This window comes from Stutzerimonas nitrititolerans (assembly GCF_003696285.1).
GTDB lineage: Bacteria > Pseudomonadota > Gammaproteobacteria > Pseudomonadales > Pseudomonadaceae > Stutzerimonas > Stutzerimonas nitrititolerans.
This window is the reverse complement of the sequence record NZ_RFFL01000014.1, coordinates 1-16,082: the sequence shown is the minus strand read 5'-3', so window position 1 is coordinate 16,082 and position 16,082 is coordinate 1. Positions and strand designations below refer to the sequence as shown.

The 16,082-nt window shown below is 63.9% G+C and carries 15 protein-coding genes; 6 read left to right on the top strand and 9 right to left on the bottom strand.

What is annotated here, in order from left to right; genetic code table 11:
• Nucleotides 1-32 precede the first annotated feature (32 nt).
• A complete protein-coding gene (locus EA795_RS16660) occupies nucleotides 33-731 on the top strand; it encodes an ArsR/SmtB family transcription factor (RefSeq protein WP_122078476.1) in 699 nt (232 codons plus the stop codon).
• 5 nt (nucleotides 732-736) lie between these two features.
• On the opposite strand, the gene EA795_RS16655 is transcribed toward EA795_RS16660, so the two are convergent.
• From EA795_RS16655 to EA795_RS16640, 4 genes are read right to left on the bottom strand one after another with little or no spacing between them, the layout of a single operon-like run.
• On the bottom strand, nucleotides 737-1,066 hold the full coding sequence (locus EA795_RS16655) for a DUF3325 domain-containing protein (RefSeq protein ID WP_122078474.1): 330 nt from the start codon (nucleotides 1,064-1,066) through the stop codon (nucleotides 737-739).
• Complete coding sequence (locus EA795_RS16650) at nucleotides 1,063-2,589, bottom strand: PepSY-associated TM helix domain-containing protein (protein ID WP_122078473.1); 1,527 nt, start codon at nucleotides 2,587-2,589, stop codon at nucleotides 1,063-1,065. Before EA795_RS16650 ends, EA795_RS16655 begins: the two co-directional genes overlap by 4 nt.
• Nucleotides 2,586-2,882: a DUF3649 domain-containing protein gene (locus tag EA795_RS16645; RefSeq protein ID WP_122078471.1), complete on the bottom strand. Its 297-nt coding sequence runs from the start codon at nucleotides 2,880-2,882 to the stop codon at nucleotides 2,586-2,588. Before EA795_RS16645 ends, EA795_RS16650 begins: the two co-directional genes overlap by 4 nt.
• A gap of 33 nt (nucleotides 2,883-2,915) precedes the next feature.
• Complete coding sequence (locus EA795_RS16640; RefSeq protein WP_122078469.1) at nucleotides 2,916-5,036, bottom strand: TonB-dependent siderophore receptor; 2,121 nt, start codon at nucleotides 5,034-5,036, stop codon at nucleotides 2,916-2,918.
• A 327-nt stretch (nucleotides 5,037-5,363) separates the two neighbouring features.
• On the opposite strand from EA795_RS16640, the gene EA795_RS16635 reads away from it, so the two are divergent.
• The 3 genes from EA795_RS16635 (at nucleotide 5,364) to EA795_RS16625 (ending at nucleotide 8,577) form a co-directional block, all read left to right on the top strand.
• Entirely contained in the window at nucleotides 5,364-5,870 is a 507-nt protein-coding gene (locus EA795_RS16635) for a thermonuclease family protein (protein ID WP_122078467.1), read from the top strand.
• Nucleotides 5,871-6,199: 329 nt separating this feature from the next.
• Nucleotides 6,200-6,904: a DUF3313 domain-containing protein gene (locus EA795_RS16630; protein ID WP_122078465.1), complete on the top strand. Its 705-nt coding sequence runs from the start codon at nucleotides 6,200-6,202 to the stop codon at nucleotides 6,902-6,904.
• Nucleotides 6,905-7,098: 194 nt separating this feature from the next.
• A complete protein-coding gene (locus tag EA795_RS16625) occupies nucleotides 7,099-8,577 on the top strand; it encodes an MFS transporter (RefSeq protein WP_122078463.1) in 1,479 nt (492 codons plus the stop codon).
• 198 nt (nucleotides 8,578-8,775) lie between these two features.
• Here EA795_RS16625 and EA795_RS16620 read toward each other — a convergent pair whose 3' ends face one another.
• The 5 genes from EA795_RS16620 to dsbD all read right to left on the bottom strand — a co-directional run bounded on the left by EA795_RS16620 (nucleotide 8,776) and on the right by dsbD (nucleotide 13,780).
• On the bottom strand, nucleotides 8,776-9,693 hold the full coding sequence (locus tag EA795_RS16620; RefSeq protein WP_122078461.1) for a c-type cytochrome: 918 nt from the start codon (nucleotides 9,691-9,693) through the stop codon (nucleotides 8,776-8,778).
• Complete coding sequence (locus tag EA795_RS16615) at nucleotides 9,690-10,337, bottom strand: c-type cytochrome (RefSeq protein ID WP_122078459.1); 648 nt, start codon at nucleotides 10,335-10,337, stop codon at nucleotides 9,690-9,692. The genes EA795_RS16620 and EA795_RS16615 overlap by 4 nt, the downstream gene beginning before the upstream one ends.
• A gap of 52 nt (nucleotides 10,338-10,389) precedes the next feature.
• Nucleotides 10,390-11,169 carry a thiol:disulfide interchange protein DsbG gene (gene dsbG / locus EA795_RS16610; protein WP_014852704.1) on the bottom strand — a complete coding sequence of 260 codons (780 nt, stop codon included), beginning with the start codon at nucleotides 11,167-11,169 and terminating at the stop codon, nucleotides 10,390-10,392.
• A 62-nt stretch (nucleotides 11,170-11,231) separates the two neighbouring features.
• The gene (locus EA795_RS16605; protein ID WP_014852703.1) at nucleotides 11,232-12,038 is read right to left on the bottom strand and encodes a TlpA family protein disulfide reductase; all 807 of its coding nucleotides are present in this window, start codon (nucleotides 12,036-12,038) and stop codon (nucleotides 11,232-11,234) included.
• Complete coding sequence (dsbD, locus tag EA795_RS16600; RefSeq protein WP_014852702.1) at nucleotides 12,038-13,780, bottom strand: protein-disulfide reductase DsbD; 1,743 nt, start codon at nucleotides 13,778-13,780, stop codon at nucleotides 12,038-12,040. The genes EA795_RS16605 and dsbD overlap by 1 nt, the downstream gene beginning before the upstream one ends.
• A gap of 210 nt (nucleotides 13,781-13,990) precedes the next feature.
• On the opposite strand from dsbD, the gene EA795_RS16595 reads away from it, so the two are divergent.
• Both EA795_RS16595 and EA795_RS16590 read left to right on the top strand, forming a co-directional pair.
• Complete coding sequence (locus tag EA795_RS16595; RefSeq protein ID WP_043942585.1) at nucleotides 13,991-14,686, top strand: response regulator; 696 nt, start codon at nucleotides 13,991-13,993, stop codon at nucleotides 14,684-14,686.
• Complete coding sequence (locus EA795_RS16590) at nucleotides 14,683-16,014, top strand: sensor histidine kinase (RefSeq protein ID WP_014852700.1); 1,332 nt, start codon at nucleotides 14,683-14,685, stop codon at nucleotides 16,012-16,014. Before EA795_RS16595 ends, EA795_RS16590 begins: the two co-directional genes overlap by 4 nt.
• Nucleotides 16,015-16,082: the final 68 nt, after the last annotated feature.

The following is a 16,082-nucleotide window of genomic DNA, read 5'->3' as shown; positions in this document are numbered from 1 at the left end:
GTCGATTCCGGTGGTTCGACTAGGATCGAATCATGACCGAAGGCCCCAATATTGCACGCGTCGCAGTACTCATCGGAGACAACGCCCGAGCGGCAGTCCTGTCCGCGCTGATGTCCGGCGGCGCACTGACAGCGACCGAACTGGCCGACATCGCCGGTGTAACCAGGCAGACCATCAGCTTTCACCTCGCGAAGCTGCATGACGCCGGGCTGCTCGAGGTCGAGCGCCAGGGGCGGCACCGCTACTATCGGCTCGACGGCCCCGATGTGGCGCAGATTCTCGAGTCGTTGATGGGCATGGCGCCAAGAGCCGATGAAACCCGCCCGCGCATAGGCCCGTGCGACCCGGCGCTGCGCAAGGCGCGTATCTGTTACGACCACCTCGCCGGGGAGCTGGGCGTGCTGGCATACGATCAGATGCTCCAACAAGGCATATTCGAGAAGCACCAGGAAGGGCTATGGCTCACGGAGCATGGGCGGGCGTGGTTCAGGCGACTGGGGATCGATCCGGATGAAGCGGCTCGCTCGAGGCGTTCACTCTGCAGGTCATGTCTGGACTGGAGCGAGCGCAGGCATCACCTGGCAGGCGCACTCGGGGCCGCACTCATGCAACGTACGCTCGAACTCGGCTGGGCGAAACGAGTGAGCGGTTCGCGCGCCATCCTGTTCAGTGGCCAGGGCGAGACCGCACTGCTGGCCATCCTTCGCCCTGAACACGGCGGGCCTTCGTGACAGTTTTAGAGCATGCCCTGCAAAGCTCCGCCAACCATCAGCAGCGGTGCCAAGGGCAATACCCAGCGCGCGCGCCAGGCCAGCAACAGCACCAGCAACACGCCGGACAGCATCAGCAGGCAAAGCCAGACGACCGAGCCGATCTCCCCGCCCTGGCTATCGACGCAAAGCCACAGGGCCAAGCCGAAGCAGACGACAGCCAGCGCGCGCATGACCGGCTTGCCCGGCAGAAGAGCTCCGTCACGCAACAGCGCCCCACGATGGCGACTCATGGTCAGGCATTGCAGCAGCATCGCCAGGTAGTTCAGGGCAAAAGCCAGTAGCAGCACGCTCATGCCTCCCGTACCCGATTGGCTCGGCCAGGCACCACCGCGCGGGCCGGCGCTGCACTGAAGCGCCGAGCGCACGCGAGGCAGATCAGGCCCGCGGCGATCAGGAACAGGTCCACCGATGCCAGCGCCCAGTCGCCACGCGCCAGGCTCGCGAGCAGATGCCCGTCGGCAGTCAGCCCGTTGAGAAGCGGCAGTCCAAGTGCAAGCACAGCGCCAAGCAATAGTTGGTGGCGTAGCAGTCGGCGAGCGTTCCTGCGCTCCAACACGGCCCAGAGGGTCATCAGCAGCCAGGCGCCGACGAACACCCAGCCTTCGGCAATGGCGCGCTCGCTGAAGGTCGCCGGTATCAGGCGGTTGCCCCAGAGCAACGCCAGGCTGGCGAGCGGAAGGCCGGCGAATACCGAGGCGTTCAGCGCCCGTACCCATACCAGACTCCTGTCACCCCTGCCCTCGCGCTTGGCCAGCCAGACCTGCAGGCCACCGACGAGCATGGCGCAACCGCACAGGCCCATCAGCAGATAGAGCAGGCGCACCAGGCTGCCGCCGAACTGCGCCATGTGCAGGCCGGCCAGCCAGAGGTAGGCGCGATAGCCGGTGGAGGCGTCCTGACGATTGAGCAGTTCGCCGGTGGTGGCGTCGTAGGTGAGGGTGTCCTGAGGCGTACCGATACGCGAGCCGTCCCGCCGGCGCACGTCGACCACGGCCGAGGCGTCATCCGGGTGATGCACGCTGACCCAGCCCACCTCGGCACCGTCCCATAGACGGCGCGATTCCGCTATCAACGCATCGAGCGACCTGGGCGCGGCAGCCGGCTGGTGCAGCTCTTCACGATGGTAGCTGCCCATCACCTCGCCGAAGTACTGCATGACGTTGCCCGAATAGCTCACCTGCGCGGCGGCCGGCATGTAGGACGCGACGAAGATGGCCACGCCGGTATAGGCGAGAATCAGATGGAACGGGAAGCCCACCACGCCGAACAGGTTGTGGGCATCGAGCCAGGCGCGCTGGCCGTTGGCCTTGGGTCGCAGGGTGAAGAAATCCTTGAAGATCCGCCGGTGGATGATCAGCCCCGATACCAGCGCGACGAGCATGAACATGCCCGCCAGACCGACGATGTACATGCCGACGTCGCCCGCGTGCAAGTTGTAGTGCAGCTTGAAGAAGAAATCTCCGCCGAGCGTCTCCGGCATGGGCTCGGGCCGTGCGCCCCGTGGATCGAAGGCCACGTTATGGAAGGTTTCGGTGCTGTCCACCTCCCAGCCGAGCCGCCAGTAGGGTTCCCTCGCGGTGGGGCCGTGCATCCAGAACGCATGCAGCTCCTCGCTGACGTTGCGTTGCAACCAGTCGCGTACATCATCGGCGCCCTGGGTCGAGACCACGCCTTCGTGCAGCGCCGGGCGCATCCAGCGGTTGAGCTCCTTGTCGAAGCAGGCCACGGTGCCGGCGAAGATGATCACGTAGAGCAGCCAGCTCGGCAGCAACCCGCCCCAGGTGTGCAGCCCGGCCATGCTTTGGCGCAGATTCATGGGCGGATTCTCCAGTCTGCGGGAAGGAATGCAGCCAGGCACAGCACAACGGTGAGGCCGACGAGCAACAGCCACACGCGCGTGGCGCTGCGCGCAGCGAACACATAGATGACCACCGCGGTCCAGACGGCGAAGCTGGCCAGGCTGGAAAACACCACGCGGTCAGGCCGCGCCAGCGGCAGGTAGACCGCCAGAAAGGCGGTCACGCCGTAAGCCACCGCGTAACCGCCAACCAGCGCAGCGAGTACACGCGAGGCGATGTTCCAGCGTTTGATAGAGGCATTGCGAATCACGTCTTGTCCTCGGTTGCGGGCCGCACTCGGCGATCAGAAACTGTAGCTCGCGGTGGCCACCACCGTGCGGCGATTGCCGGTGAAGCAGTCGCCACGTGACAGACAGGTGGTGTAGTAGGTTTCGTCCTCGAGGTTGGTCGCGTTGAGGGTGAACGCCCAGTCCTGATAGGCGTAGCCGAGCATGGCGTCGAACAGCGTGGTCGAGGGCGTTTTCAGGCTGTCGGTACCATCCCAGCTGGCACCGACGTAACGCACCCCGGCACCGGCGCTGAAGCCCGGAATACCGGCGATGCTGAAGCGGTGCTGCGTCCACAGCGAAGCCATGTGCTCAGGTACGCTGGCAATGCGCTTGCCCTGCTGCGCTGCCGGGCCCGTTTCCACCTCGCTGTCCAGATAGGTGTAGTTGCCGATCAGGTCCCAGCCGGATGTCACTTCCACCAGCCCCTCGAGCTCCAGCCCCTTGACCCTCGCCTCGCCGGCCTGAATGGTGTTGAGCGGATTCGCCGGATCGGGCATCTGCCGGTTCTGCTCGCGCAGATCGAACACCGCGGCGGTCAGCAGCGTATTGCTGCCGGGCGGCTGATACTTGACACCCAATTCCCACTGCTCGCCCTCGAGCGGATCGTAGGACTGCTGGGTAACCCTGTTCAGGCCGATGATCGGTGTGAAGGACTCGCTGTAACTGATGTAGGGCGCAATGCCGTTATCGAACAGATAGGTCAGCCCCACCCGTCCGGTCACGGCATCGTCTTCCTGCCTTGCCCCACCCTCGACCCGGGTATCGGCCCAGTCCTTGCGCAAACCGAGCGTCAACAGCCAGTTCTGGTAGCGGATCTGGTCCTGCGCATACAGCCCCTTTTGCGCCACGCGCTGCTGCGGCTCGTCGACAAGCGCAATATCCGGATAAAAGGTGCCGTACACCGGATCGTAAAGGTCGAGCGGCGTGGCCACCCCGCTGGCCCTCTTGCTATCCGTGACCGAATGCCGATAGTCGAGGCCGACCAGCAGCGTGTGCTGCAGCGCGCCGGTGTCGAAGCGGGACTCTGCCTGGTGGTCGGCGGTCCAGATCGTCACTTCCGGTTTGGAGACGGACCAGATGCGGTTGACCGTGCGGTCGTCAGCCCCGAGCACTGGCGGCCAGCCATACATCGTCTGGTAGCTGACCTTGCTCTTCTGCCAGCGCAGGTTCTGTCGCAACGTCCAGGTATCATCCAGTCGCCAGCTCATCTGCGAGGTCAGCGCCTTCTGCTCGGTATCGTATTCGTCGAAACCCGGCTCGCTGACGAAGCGCTCGCTGCCGATCTCGCCATAGGGCGCACCGAGCACGGTACCGCGATGCGGGAGGAAGGAGCTGGTGGTGCCGCCGTCGTCCTTCTGCACATTGGCCATCAGTGTCCATTCGAATTGCTCGTTCGGACGCCAGGTCAACGAGGGCATGAACACGAGTCGGTTGTCCTTGGTGTGGTCGACCTGGGTCTGGCTGTCGCGCTGGATCGCCACCACGCGGTAGAGCCAGGTGCCATCGTCGTCGAGCGGCCCGGTGCTGTCGAAGGCGATCTGCTTGCGGTCGAAGGAGCCATACTGCAACTGCAGCTCGTTCTTCTGCTCGGCCTGCGGGCGCTTGCTGACCAGATTTAGCAAACCACCCACCGAACTCTGGCCGTACAGCATCGAGGACGGGCCCTTGATGACCTCGATGCGTTCGAGAGTGAAGGGATCGGTGCGCGTGTTGTTGTATGAGCCGACGCTCTGCTGCAGGCCATCGAGAAAGGTCGTTGGCGTGACGCCGCGCACCAGCGAGGAATCGCCGCGACTATCGAAGCCATAGGCCTCGCCGCGCATCCCCGACACATAGCGCAGCGCATCCTGAATGGTCAGCGAGCCCTGGTCGCGAATGCGATCGCGGGTGATCACGCTGATCGATTGCGGCGTTTCGATGAGTGGCGTATCGGTCTTGGTGGCGCTGACACTGCGCCTGGCCACATAACCGTCTACCGGCCCATTACCCCGCTCTACCTCTCGCGGCGCAGTGATCTGCTGCGCTTCGAGTTCAACCGCCTCCTGGGCCTCGACGGCGAAACAGGCAACCAGCACCGGCATAGCCAGGGCTATCGGACGCAACGAAAAAGGGTGCGAAGCGACAAGGACACGCATGGGAGATTTACCTTCTTATAAGTAATGCAGATCAAACTGATAATGATTTGCATTGATTAGATAAATCCTGCCTATCACTTGTCAATGGCTGAATGAGCGTACAATCGCCACCCGCTTCAAGTCTTGCCGGTGACATCGGCCTGGAAGTGGGATTTGTGGATTGCCATATACAGCGATCTGCGCAAAGTCAGACGTATCGTCGAAGGTTCGAAATCCTGGGAGACACGCCGAGTGCTTACCTTGGACCCCACTGATCCAAAGCATGGGATTGGACATCGCCTTTCGGTCCGTCACTGGCTCGGTCCCACTGGAAGGCCACACAGGACCATGGTCGCCTCATCCAGCGTCGGCCTCGCCCTGTTCCTTCTCTACGCCCCCGCCTTCGCGGCCCAACTCGAATGCCGTGTCGCAAGCGTGACGCGCGGCGACACGCTCATTTGCCTGACGGTCGATAACAGGCAAGAGCTGATCCGGCTCCGCGGGATCGATTCACCTGGACGCAAGCAGCCGTTTGCTGAGCGTGCCCGGCAACACCTCGCGGATCTGGCCCACGGCAAGTCGGCAACCGTCCATTGGACCTACCGCGATCATCACGGGCGCATCATCGGTGCTGTATGGGTAGAGCCGGTCGACTGCCCAGGCTGTGGCCATACCCTCGATGTCGGCAGGGCACAACTCGCGTCCGGCATGGCCCGATGGGCGCAGCGATACGCCAGTCAGCAGCCAGTCGAGGAGCGGTACGCCTACGAATTCGAGGAAAGCGAAGCGCGTGCCCGGCGCACAGGCCTGTGGCGCAAGTTCAAGGAAAGCAGCCAGGCACAGGCTGGCCAATGACCGAGGGAAGCGGCCCCAACGCACGGTAAGAGAGCGCACGGTAACGGTCGGTACAGCCGCCTGCGCATGCGAAGCAAACCAGCTATACCTATGGAACGAAACCACACTGCCATCTTGGCACAGGCCACCAGGTGTCTCAGGCCCGTGTTGCAGGTATGCAGATGCAGGCGCGGGAACGTCGAGCAGCACATGCCGGGCCACGAGTGAGCGTTCTTCTGTTGGTGGTACATCGCTGTCTCAGCAGGTCACTGAGTTTTCGGAAGCCCGAAATAAAATCGCTTGGTAGGTATCCGTTTTCATTGAACCGGACCTACTGAAAGGGAGAAACCATGAATATTTTCAGGATAATTCTGACCGGTGTCGGGCTAAGTGGCATTTTGCTCTTTGGCTGCACGTCAAAAGTCACGAAAGAAGACCAGTACTCTGGCTTTCTGCCAAGCTACGAAGGCCTACAGCAGACCGTTTCTGCAAATGGTCAACCTGTGATGCGCTGGGTCGCCGAGGGGTTCGACCCAGACGCCTACGATACCGTCGCGTTTGAGCAACTCGAGCTGTACCCGGCGCCGCACCCCAATGAGCGAGTCAATCTGCAGACCTTGCGGGAACTCCAGTCAGTAATGAGTTCAAGCGTAAGGACCGTACTCGCGCAGAAATATCAAACGTTGCCTAGGGCAGATGCCGCGCCTGCCAACTCCCGCACTCTGGTATTGAACGCTGCCATCACGGGCGTCTCCGCCTCCGACGAGGGCATGCAGTGGTACGAGATATTGCCCGTAACGGCCGTTGCCGGCGCTGTTTCGAGCGCTGCCGGTTATCGCGACCAGAACACTGAGCTGTACGTCGAGGCCTATGTGGTCGATGCAACCACGGGTCAACCGGTGATAAAAGTCGTCCGAAAGGTTCTTGGCGAGACACTGAAGGACAGCCATCAGGCGATTACTGCCAATGATTTCAAATTGGCGATAAAGGGTTTGGCAGCTGACGTAAACGCATTTGTCCATAGCCGCTCAAGCCCAGCGCCAGGTCACAATTGAGAAGCAGGTACAGCTTCTGTCGCACACTGCTGTACGGGGTTGGGGAGCTATCGTCTCGAAACCGGTACGAACCGTAAGACGATGCCACGCTTGCCCCGTCAGCGCTCCATACAGACCATCACAGCGATATCGCTCATAATCTCGGGCCACTTCATCCAGACATGGCTGGAACACCGGAACCGAAGGACGGCTCGTTGAAATCACCTCTTCGTTGGCTGGTGCTGGGGATATTGTCCAGCGCCCTTCTGCTGATCGTCATCGACATGACGGTAATCTACCTGGCGCTGCCGAGTCTGACCTACGAGCTTCGTGCCTCGGCCACCGAGAAGCTCTGGATCGTCAACGCCTACGCGCTCACCGTCGCCGGCCTGCTGCCCGGGATGGGGGCGCTGGGCGACCGTTTCGGTCACAAGCGGATGTTCATCGCCGGCCTGGTGGTATTTGGCTGGGCTTCCCTGGGTGCGGCCTTTTCGCCCAATCCCGAGGCACTGATTGCCGCCCGGGTGGCGTTGGCCGTCGGCGCCGCGATGATGATGCCGGCGACGCTGGCCATCATCCGCCACGTTTTCGAGGATGATCGGGAGCGCGCCCTGGCGTTCGGCATCTGGGCCGCCATCGCCTCTGGCGGCGCAGCCTTCGGCCCGGTCGTCGGTGGCGTGCTGCTGGAGCATTTCTGGTGGGGCTCGGTGTTCATCATCAATGTGCCGATCGTGGTGCTGGCGTTGGCCCTGGCCATCGTCTGGGTGCCATCCAGACCGGGCAATCCCGAGCGACCGTTCGATCTGCTCGCCTCGCTGTGGATCATGGGTGCGCTGGTCGGGTTGACGCTGGCCATCAAGGAAGCCGGCAAGGCGGATCCGTCGGTGCTGCAAGCCAGCCTTGCGGCGCTTGCGGCATTGCTGTGCGGCCTGGCCTTCCTGCGGCGTCAGCGCCGGGTATCGGTGCCGATGATCGAGTTCTCGCTGTTTCGTGATCGCAGCTTTTCGGCGGGCGTGGTCACGGCCTTGATCGCCTCCGCGGCGTTGATGGGCATGGAACTGGTGATCAGCCAGCGACTGCAGTTGGTCGTCGGCCTGTCGCCATTGCAGGCTGGCCTGACCATTCTGCCGATCCCGCTCGGCGCCTTCGTCGCAGGTCCGCTGGCAGGGCTGGCGCTACCGCGTTACGGGGCCGAACGCATCCTGAGCACATCCCTCGCCCTGTCGGCGACCGGAGCCCTGCTGTACCTGCTGGGCCATGGGGCAGCGCCATGGATGCAGATCCTGTCGTTCAGCCTGCTCGGCTTCGGCATCGGTGCGGCCATGACGGCCGCTTCCAGCGCCATGCTGCTGCACGCGCCGCCGGACCGCGCGGGCATGGCGGCATCGATCGAAGAGGTGTCCTACGAGCTGGGCGGTGCGCTGGGTATCGCCATACTGGGCAGCTTGATGTCCGCGGTGTATTCCGCCGCCTTCGCCACACCGGCGGGAAAGGCAGCGCCGGCGCTGGCCCGGGACAGTCTCGACGGCGCGCTGATCGCCGCCGAGACTCTGCCCGATGCCCTCGCGGCCCCGCTTGTCAGCCTGGCGCAAAACGCGTTCGACAGCGCCTTCGTGACGGTGATGGTGCTGGTCGTCGCCCTGCTCGGCGCGACCTCGATCGGAATAGCCCTGGCCACCCGCCGGGCTGGTTAGCAGGCCATTGAAAAATGTAGGCGAGGCAGCCAGTGCAAGGCAAAAACAGGCGAAAAAGCGCAGTTTAGGTATTCTAAATGAGCATCTTGAGCCTGTTTTTAACGCAGCAATGGCAACGTAGGTAGTTTTTTCAACGGCCTGTTTAGAGCGAACCATCACCGGGTGTATTGCCAGGTGGTGGTTCCTGTGGCCGCCTTTTTACAAGCCCTTGCCCAGCACCTTGCCGTTTACCTCGACCCCGTACAGGTTGATGCCGTCGTTGGCGTGGTATTTGACACGGGTCTTTTCCACCGAACCGTCGATCAAGCGCGGATCCTGCGGGCGCTCGTGGCTGTTCATGAATGCCGCGACGTGCCAGGCGTCCTCATCCGACAGGCTGCCGCCCTTGCCCAGCGGCATGCTTTCCTTGATGAACGCGGCAGCCGTGTTGATCCGGTGCATGCCCGCCCCCCAGTTGAACGAGTCCGCGCCCCAGAGCGGCGGGAACACATAATCGTCGCCTGACTTCTGCCCCTGGCCTTCTTCGCCGTGGCACACCGCGCACTGTGCGGCGTACACCTGCTCGCCTTTCGCCAAGTCATAACCGCCCTTGGGCTCCGGCACCTCGGGATAGGCACGCCCCGGAAGCTCCTGGCCGGTGGGTGCGCCGGTCGAGAGCCAGTAGGAATAAGCGGTGAGCGCGGCGATCACCGGGCCATCCGCATCGGGTGCCTTGCCGTTCATGCTGAACTGGAAACAACCCTGCATCCGCTCGGCGTAGCTGTTCACCTTGTCGTTCTTCTTGCGGTACGCCGGATACATGGGGTACGCGCCCCACAACGGCGCGGAGTTGGCTTTACGCCCCTGCTCGAGGTGGCAGTTGGCGCAGGCCAAGCCGTTACCGACGAATTCCGGCGCCCGGTTCTTGGTATCGACGAATATGGCGCGCCCTTCCTGAACGAGTTTTCCGAATGCGTTATCCGGAATTTCGCTTTCCTCCGGAGGTTGGAAATACTGACTGTCGGCGGGCTTGCCCGCGCTGGCGAGAATCTGCGACTGATCCTCCATCGCGATATCGTCCGCGCGTGCCGAAGCGGCAACGGCAATGAACAGCAAGATGCTTGCGCGAATTTTCATCGTCCTGCCCCCTTCTCGGTCAAGTTGGCGAAATACGTCGAGACGGCCTTCACCTCTTCCTCGGTCAGGCTGCGGGCGATGTGCCCCATCAGGTCGTTGGGATCGTTCTTGCGCGTGCCCTGTTGCCAGGCGACCAGCTGTGAAGACAGGTACTGGGCCGACTGCCCGACGAGTGGCGGGAAGGAGTCGCCGACACCCACGCCGCCGGGGCCGTGGCAGGCAACGCATTCAGGAACGTTGCGCTCCCATGCTCCCCTCAATGCCAGCGTTTCGCCGAGGCCTTCGGCTGCAGCCGCGCGACCGATGGACTCGAACTCGGGCTGCGGCTTGTCTGCCAGCATCGTGGTGACGGCGTCCGCTTCCTCGGAACTCAATGCAGCCGCAATGGGCTGCATGATCGGGTTGGCGCGCTCACCGGAAGCGAAATCGGCCAGCTGTTTTTTCAGGTAGCCGGCGGACAGGCCGGCGAGCCGCGGAAACCCGGCTGCCGCCATACCTTCCCCTTCGGCGCCATGGCAGGTGACGCATGCCATGGCAGCAGGATTGGCCCCACCCTGGGTATAGACGGCGGCTGTGGCAGCGCCTTGCGCATGCATGGCCATGGCCACCAGGAGCCCTGCCAAGGGCCAGTGTGAAACGTTCATGTAACCTCCGATCTTATTGTTGTAAGCATTGGCAGTGAGTCTATCGAAGCGCTCAATGCTCGGCGGACAAGGGCCCCATGATCGCCTTCAGCGACTCGGGCCGAGGAGCACCTTGCTGTTGCTGCAGTCGCCCTTCGGCGTCCAGATAGTAGATGGCCGGCGTCGCCGAGGAACCCATTTCCCCCATCAACGTCAGGTTCGCCTCCAGCTGCTCGTCGACCTTGGCCGAGATGCGTGCGAGCGGCTTGAGTCTGCTCGCCTTGCCTGCCGCCTCATGCTGGGTGAGTGCCGCCTCGGGATCCGCCGCCTCCAGCAGGGCCGCGGACTTGCCGGCACTGTCCGGACGCAGCATGCCGACCATGACATGCCGAACCTGAACATCGCCCGCTTCTACCCAGGGACGTGCCTGTTTCCAGAACATGTTGCAGAACGGGCAGTTGGGGTCGGAAAAGACGTAGACGATACGCGGCGCGTCGGTTGCGCCGTCCTGGATCCAGGTACTGCTTTCGAGTCGCTGCCACATTTCCTTGCCCAGCGGTTCGTACACCAGCTTTTCGAGCGGGGCGTGCGTCAGGTCCTGGCCATTGGCATCGAGCAGGCTGCCGATCAGGACGTGATCACCGTCCGGCGTCAGATACAGCGCAATGCCCTGGCCGTTGTAACGCGCGGCATACCCTTTCAACCCGCCAGGCGCATCGAAGCTGCCCACCACTTCGGCGCCCCGCGACTCGACCGCCTGGATCGCCGGCGGCAAGGCTTCGGCCAATGCCACCGGCGCTAGCAGCAAGGCGATGGCCGACAAGAAAAGGGAAAGTGGTCGAAGATCTTTCATGGTTGCGTATTCACCTCTCACAGGTTGATAAAAAACTACCTACGTTGCCTCGCCTACGTTTTTTAATGACCTGTTAATCGTTCGAGAGCACGCGCCAGGCTGGCGCGAGACAGTTCACCGAGGTGACTGCCGACCTGGCGTCCCTCGGCGTTGTAGAAAAGCGTGGTCGGCAATGCCGTGGAGCCGACGTACTGGCCAAGCCGTCCGCCGGTGTCGAGCAGAACGTTTTCCAGGCCGAGTCCTTCGGTATCGAGGAAGTCGGCAATGACTCGCTCGCCCTCGCCCTGGTTGACGAAAAGAAAGGTCACGTCGGATTCGGCGCGCTGCGCCTCGGCCAGCACCGGCATTTCCCGTCGGCACGGCGGACACCAGGTGGCCCACAGATTGACGACCAGGGGCTTGCCGACAAAATCCTGCAGGGCAACCGGCTGGCCCTGGTGATCCCGCAACCCCATTTCCGGGAGGCGCGTGCCCTGCTCGAACGCGTGGAGGGCAAAGGTGCCCAGCCCCCAGCTCAACACGCCCACCACCATGGCCGAAGCGAGCGGCTTGCGTAGGCTGCCCTCGCGCCAGGCCAGCCACGCGCCGAGCAGTATCGCGACCAGCACGCCCGGCCAGGCGATGAAGCCGCCGTCGCGGATATCGATCACCCGCCAGGGCTCATCACGGAAGTGCTCGAAGTACGCCAGCACGAACGCCAGTCGCGCGACCAGCAACGCCACCAGCAGCAGCCTGAACAGTTGCTGCTCGGGATTGCGCTCGCTGCGCCGCCCGACCCACCAGCCCGTCAGCATGGCCAGCAGCAGGCTCACCAGCAGCAATACATGCGGCACGGCCAATGCCAGAGGCCCCACATCGATCGTCAGCATCAGCCTCGCTCCATGGTTTCGTTCCACCGGCTGAGAAACTGCTCGGCATCGACCTCACCGGTGATGCGCTGGGAGCGCCGCTCCACCCCGTCGGGCCCGATCAACAACAGCGTCGGCGGGCCCATGACCTGGTAGCGATTCAGCAATTCTCGGCTGGCTGCGTTGGTTTTCGTCACGTCGGGACGCAGCACGCGCACATCCTCGAGCGCCGCTTGCACTCTGGCATCACCGAATACCTCCTTCTCCATGACCTTGCAGGACACGCACCAGTCAGCGTAGTAATCGATCAGCACCCATTGCCCAGCCGCCCTGGCTGCGGCGAGCTCACGATCCAGGGCAGCCGGTTCGCGCAGGTCGACGAAGCCATGCGCGGCTTCGACCGCGATCGCCGACGCGACGCCACCGGTAAATACCTCGAGCGGCCGTGTCGGGTCCTGTGCTCCGCCCGCCGCGCCCAGCACCAGCGCCACACCCCATACACCCGACAACGCGGCAACCGACCTGCCCAGGGCCTGGTGTCGTTCGAGTTGACGCGACAGTTGCAGCAGCCCGTTGGCGACCACCACCAGCAGCGCGCCCCACAGCCCGACCCAGACCGCGTCCGGCAACAACGGGCGCAGCACGTAGAGCGCGGCGACCAGGAAAAGAAAGCCGAACGCGATCTTGATGCGATCCATCCAGGCACCCGGCTTCGGCAGAAAGCGATTGCCCAGGGTCACCAGCAGAACCAGTGGCGTGCCTATCCCCAGCCCCAGCGTGAAGAGCACCAGCCCGCCATGCAGCGCATCGCCGCTTTGGGCGATATACAGCAACGCGGCAGCCAGCGGCGCGGTCATGCAAGGCCCGACCAGCAAGCCGGACAGGACGCCAAGTGCGCTGGCCCCTGCCAGGCTGCCGCCCTTGCGCTTGCGTCCGGCATGCTCCAGCCGGTCACGCAGGCCCGCCGGCAGTTGCAGTTCGAAGAAGCCGAACATCGGCAAGGAGAGCAGGACGAACAGGCCGGCGAAGCTGGCGATCAACCAGGGCTGCATCAGCCAGCCCTGCAGATTCGCCCCGAGCAACGCGGCCACGACGCCGAGCGCCGCATAGACCAGCGCCATGCTCACCGCATAGCAGCCGGCGAGCGCCAGACCGCGACGAGGGCTGGCCTGGCTGCCCACCACGATACCGGCCAGGATCGGCAACATGGGCAGCGAGCACGGCGCAAAGGCGAGCAACAAGCCAAGCCCGAAGAAGATCAACAGGCTCCAGCCAAGGGTTTGCTGCTGCAGACCGCTCGCCAACGCCTGGTCATCGGCCTGTACCGGAGCTGACGGGGCCGCACCACCACCCAGCTCCACCGTGCGCGTCTGCGGCGGATAGCAGAGGCCCGCGTCGGCGCAGCCCTGCCAGCCTAGCTCCAGGGCTGCGACATCCACCGCGGGAATGACCACTTCCAGGCTGTCGCGATAGATCGGCGAGTCACCAAAGTATTCATCGTGATACGGCTGGGCAGGCGGCAGTTCCGGCTCGCTACCGGCCGGCAACCCGCCGAATCGCAGCTGCGCCTGGTACAGGTAATAGCCGGGGGCGATATCCCAGCGCAGCACGGCGCCGCCGATGTCGGGTCGTTCGATCCGCAGGCTGAATGCCTGTTCCACAGGCAGGAATTTCTCCTGCTGCTGACCGAAGGTGAACGGCGAAGCACTTGCCAGCTGGACGAACCAGAGACAACAGACCAGAGAGAGGATAATCCTGCGCATGCGCTACACCCTTCGACCAATAACGGAGCGAGCATGGCGGCCCGGGATTAAGAGCCCATTAACAGAGGGCAATCCCAGGGTTACAGGCTCCCGCGCGAATGGAACGAGGCGGTTGCGACCAGCGGATCGGGACTTCGGCGTACCATCTCATAATGCTCCGTTAATCCTGGCGGCCGACACTTGGCCGTCGTGTTCGAGCGATTCCAACCCATGCATGTATTGCTGACAGAAGACAACGCGCTCATCGCCAGCGGCATCGTCGCCGGGCTCCAGGCCCAGGGATTCGCCGTGGCCCATGCCGCCACGGCGGCACAGGCCGATGCGCTGCTGCGCAGTGCTCGCTTCGATCTGCTGATTCTCGACCTGGGGCTGCCCGACGAAGATGGCCTGCATTTTCTCCAGCGCCTGCGCCGGCGCGGGATCGACCTGCCGGTGCTGATTCTGACCGCCCGCGATGCGGTGACCGAACGCGTCTCGGGCCTGCAGGCGGGCGCCGACGACTATCTGGTCAAACCCTTCGATCTGCGAGAACTCGCCGCCCGCCTGCATGCGCTGCTGCGCCGGGCGGCCGGGCGCACCACCCACCTCGTCGAACACGGATCGCTCACCTACGACCCGGCCGCCTGCACGACCTTCCTCGCGGGTCAGCCCGTCGAGCTGTCCCGCCGTGAGCAGGCGTTGCTGCAGGCGCTTCTGCACAATCCAGGCCGCGTGCTATCCGCCGAGCAGCTGAAGGATGCGGTGTACGGGCTGGGCGAGGACGTCGAGAGCAACGCGCTGAACGTGCACATCCATTACCTGCGCAGAAAGCTCGGCAACGGCATCGTCGAGACGGTAAGGGGGCTGGGTTATCGCCTGGGAACCGCCGGGCACGGGTCTGCCCCAACCCGGGAAGCCGACTCGTGAGCTTGCGTCTGCGCCTGACCCTCACGCTCGGCTCGGCCTTCGTGTTGCTCTGGGCTGTGGCGGCCACCTGGATGCTGATGGATGTTCGCAACCAACTGATGCTGTCGCTCGACCAGCGCCTTGCCGCATCGGCGCGGATGGTCGCCGGCCTGCTGGTTCAGCTCCCGCAACCACAGCTGGGCGCAGACGGCGTTACCCGTTTGAGCGCGGAACAGCTCGGCATCGAGAATGGCCTCGCCTGCCAGGTCAGCTCCTTGCGCGGCGAGGTCCTGGCCCGCAGCCATGCGGCGCCAGATAGCGTGCTCGACGCCCAGCGCACCGGCTTTCACGACCAGTTGATCGGCGATACGGCCTGGCGCAGCTTCACCCTGATACAGAATGGAATGCGCGTCACCACCGCCGACCGCCTCGATGAACGCGACACCCTGAAACGCTCGGTCATGCTGGCTGCCGCCCTGCCCGTGCTCGTCGCGCTGCTGGGCAGTCTGATGGTGCTCTGGATCGGTATCGGCAACGGCCTGTCGCCGCTTCGGCGAATCCGCAACGCGCTGGCGCAACGCACGGCCGACTCGGTCGAGCCGCTGCAGACAGAGCGCTTGCCCCGGGAGCTGGTGCCGCTGGTGGAAACGCAGAATCAGCTGTTCGCACGGATCGCGCAAACCCTCGAGCGCGAACGGCGGCTGACCGACGATGCGGCACACGAGCTACGCAGCCCGCTGACAGCCATCAAGACCCACCTGCAGGTCGCCGCCATGACCGAAGGCGACACCGCCAAACGGGCATTGGCGCAGGCCGAAATCGGGACCGATCGCCTGCATCGCACGCTGGAGCAGTTGCTCATGCTCGCGCGGGTCGAAGGCCAGGTTTCCTTCGATGACGGCCTGCGCTGCACTGCCCTCGAAGTGGCACAGCAGGCGATTGCCGACGCCAGCCAGCAGGCCGGACCACCCATCGAACTCCACGCCAGCGAAAACCTGCCCCGCGCCCCGCTGGCGATGCCGCCCGCGCTGGCCATCGCCGCGCTGCGCAATCTGCTGGACAACGCGCGACGCCACACGCGGGACGGCACCGTCGTTCACCTCATGCTGGAACCGCTCGGCGAAGGCAAGGTGCGTTTCGCCGTGCAGGATCAGGGGCCGGGTATTGCCCCCGAACAGGTCGAACGTTTCACCGAACGCTTCTGGCGAAGCAGCAATGGCGATGGCAGCGGACTGGGACTGTCCATCGTCAAGGCCATCGCGGAGCGCTGCGGCTGTGAACTCGCGTTCGAGCCCTGCAGCGAAGGCTTGCAGGTCGAGCTGATCGTCGCGTTGGAGACGCCGGGCTAGCGTGCCAGTCGCTTCGCCCGATCAACGTTTCAGGATCGCCTCGACGATGTTCGCCGGAGCCTCTGAGT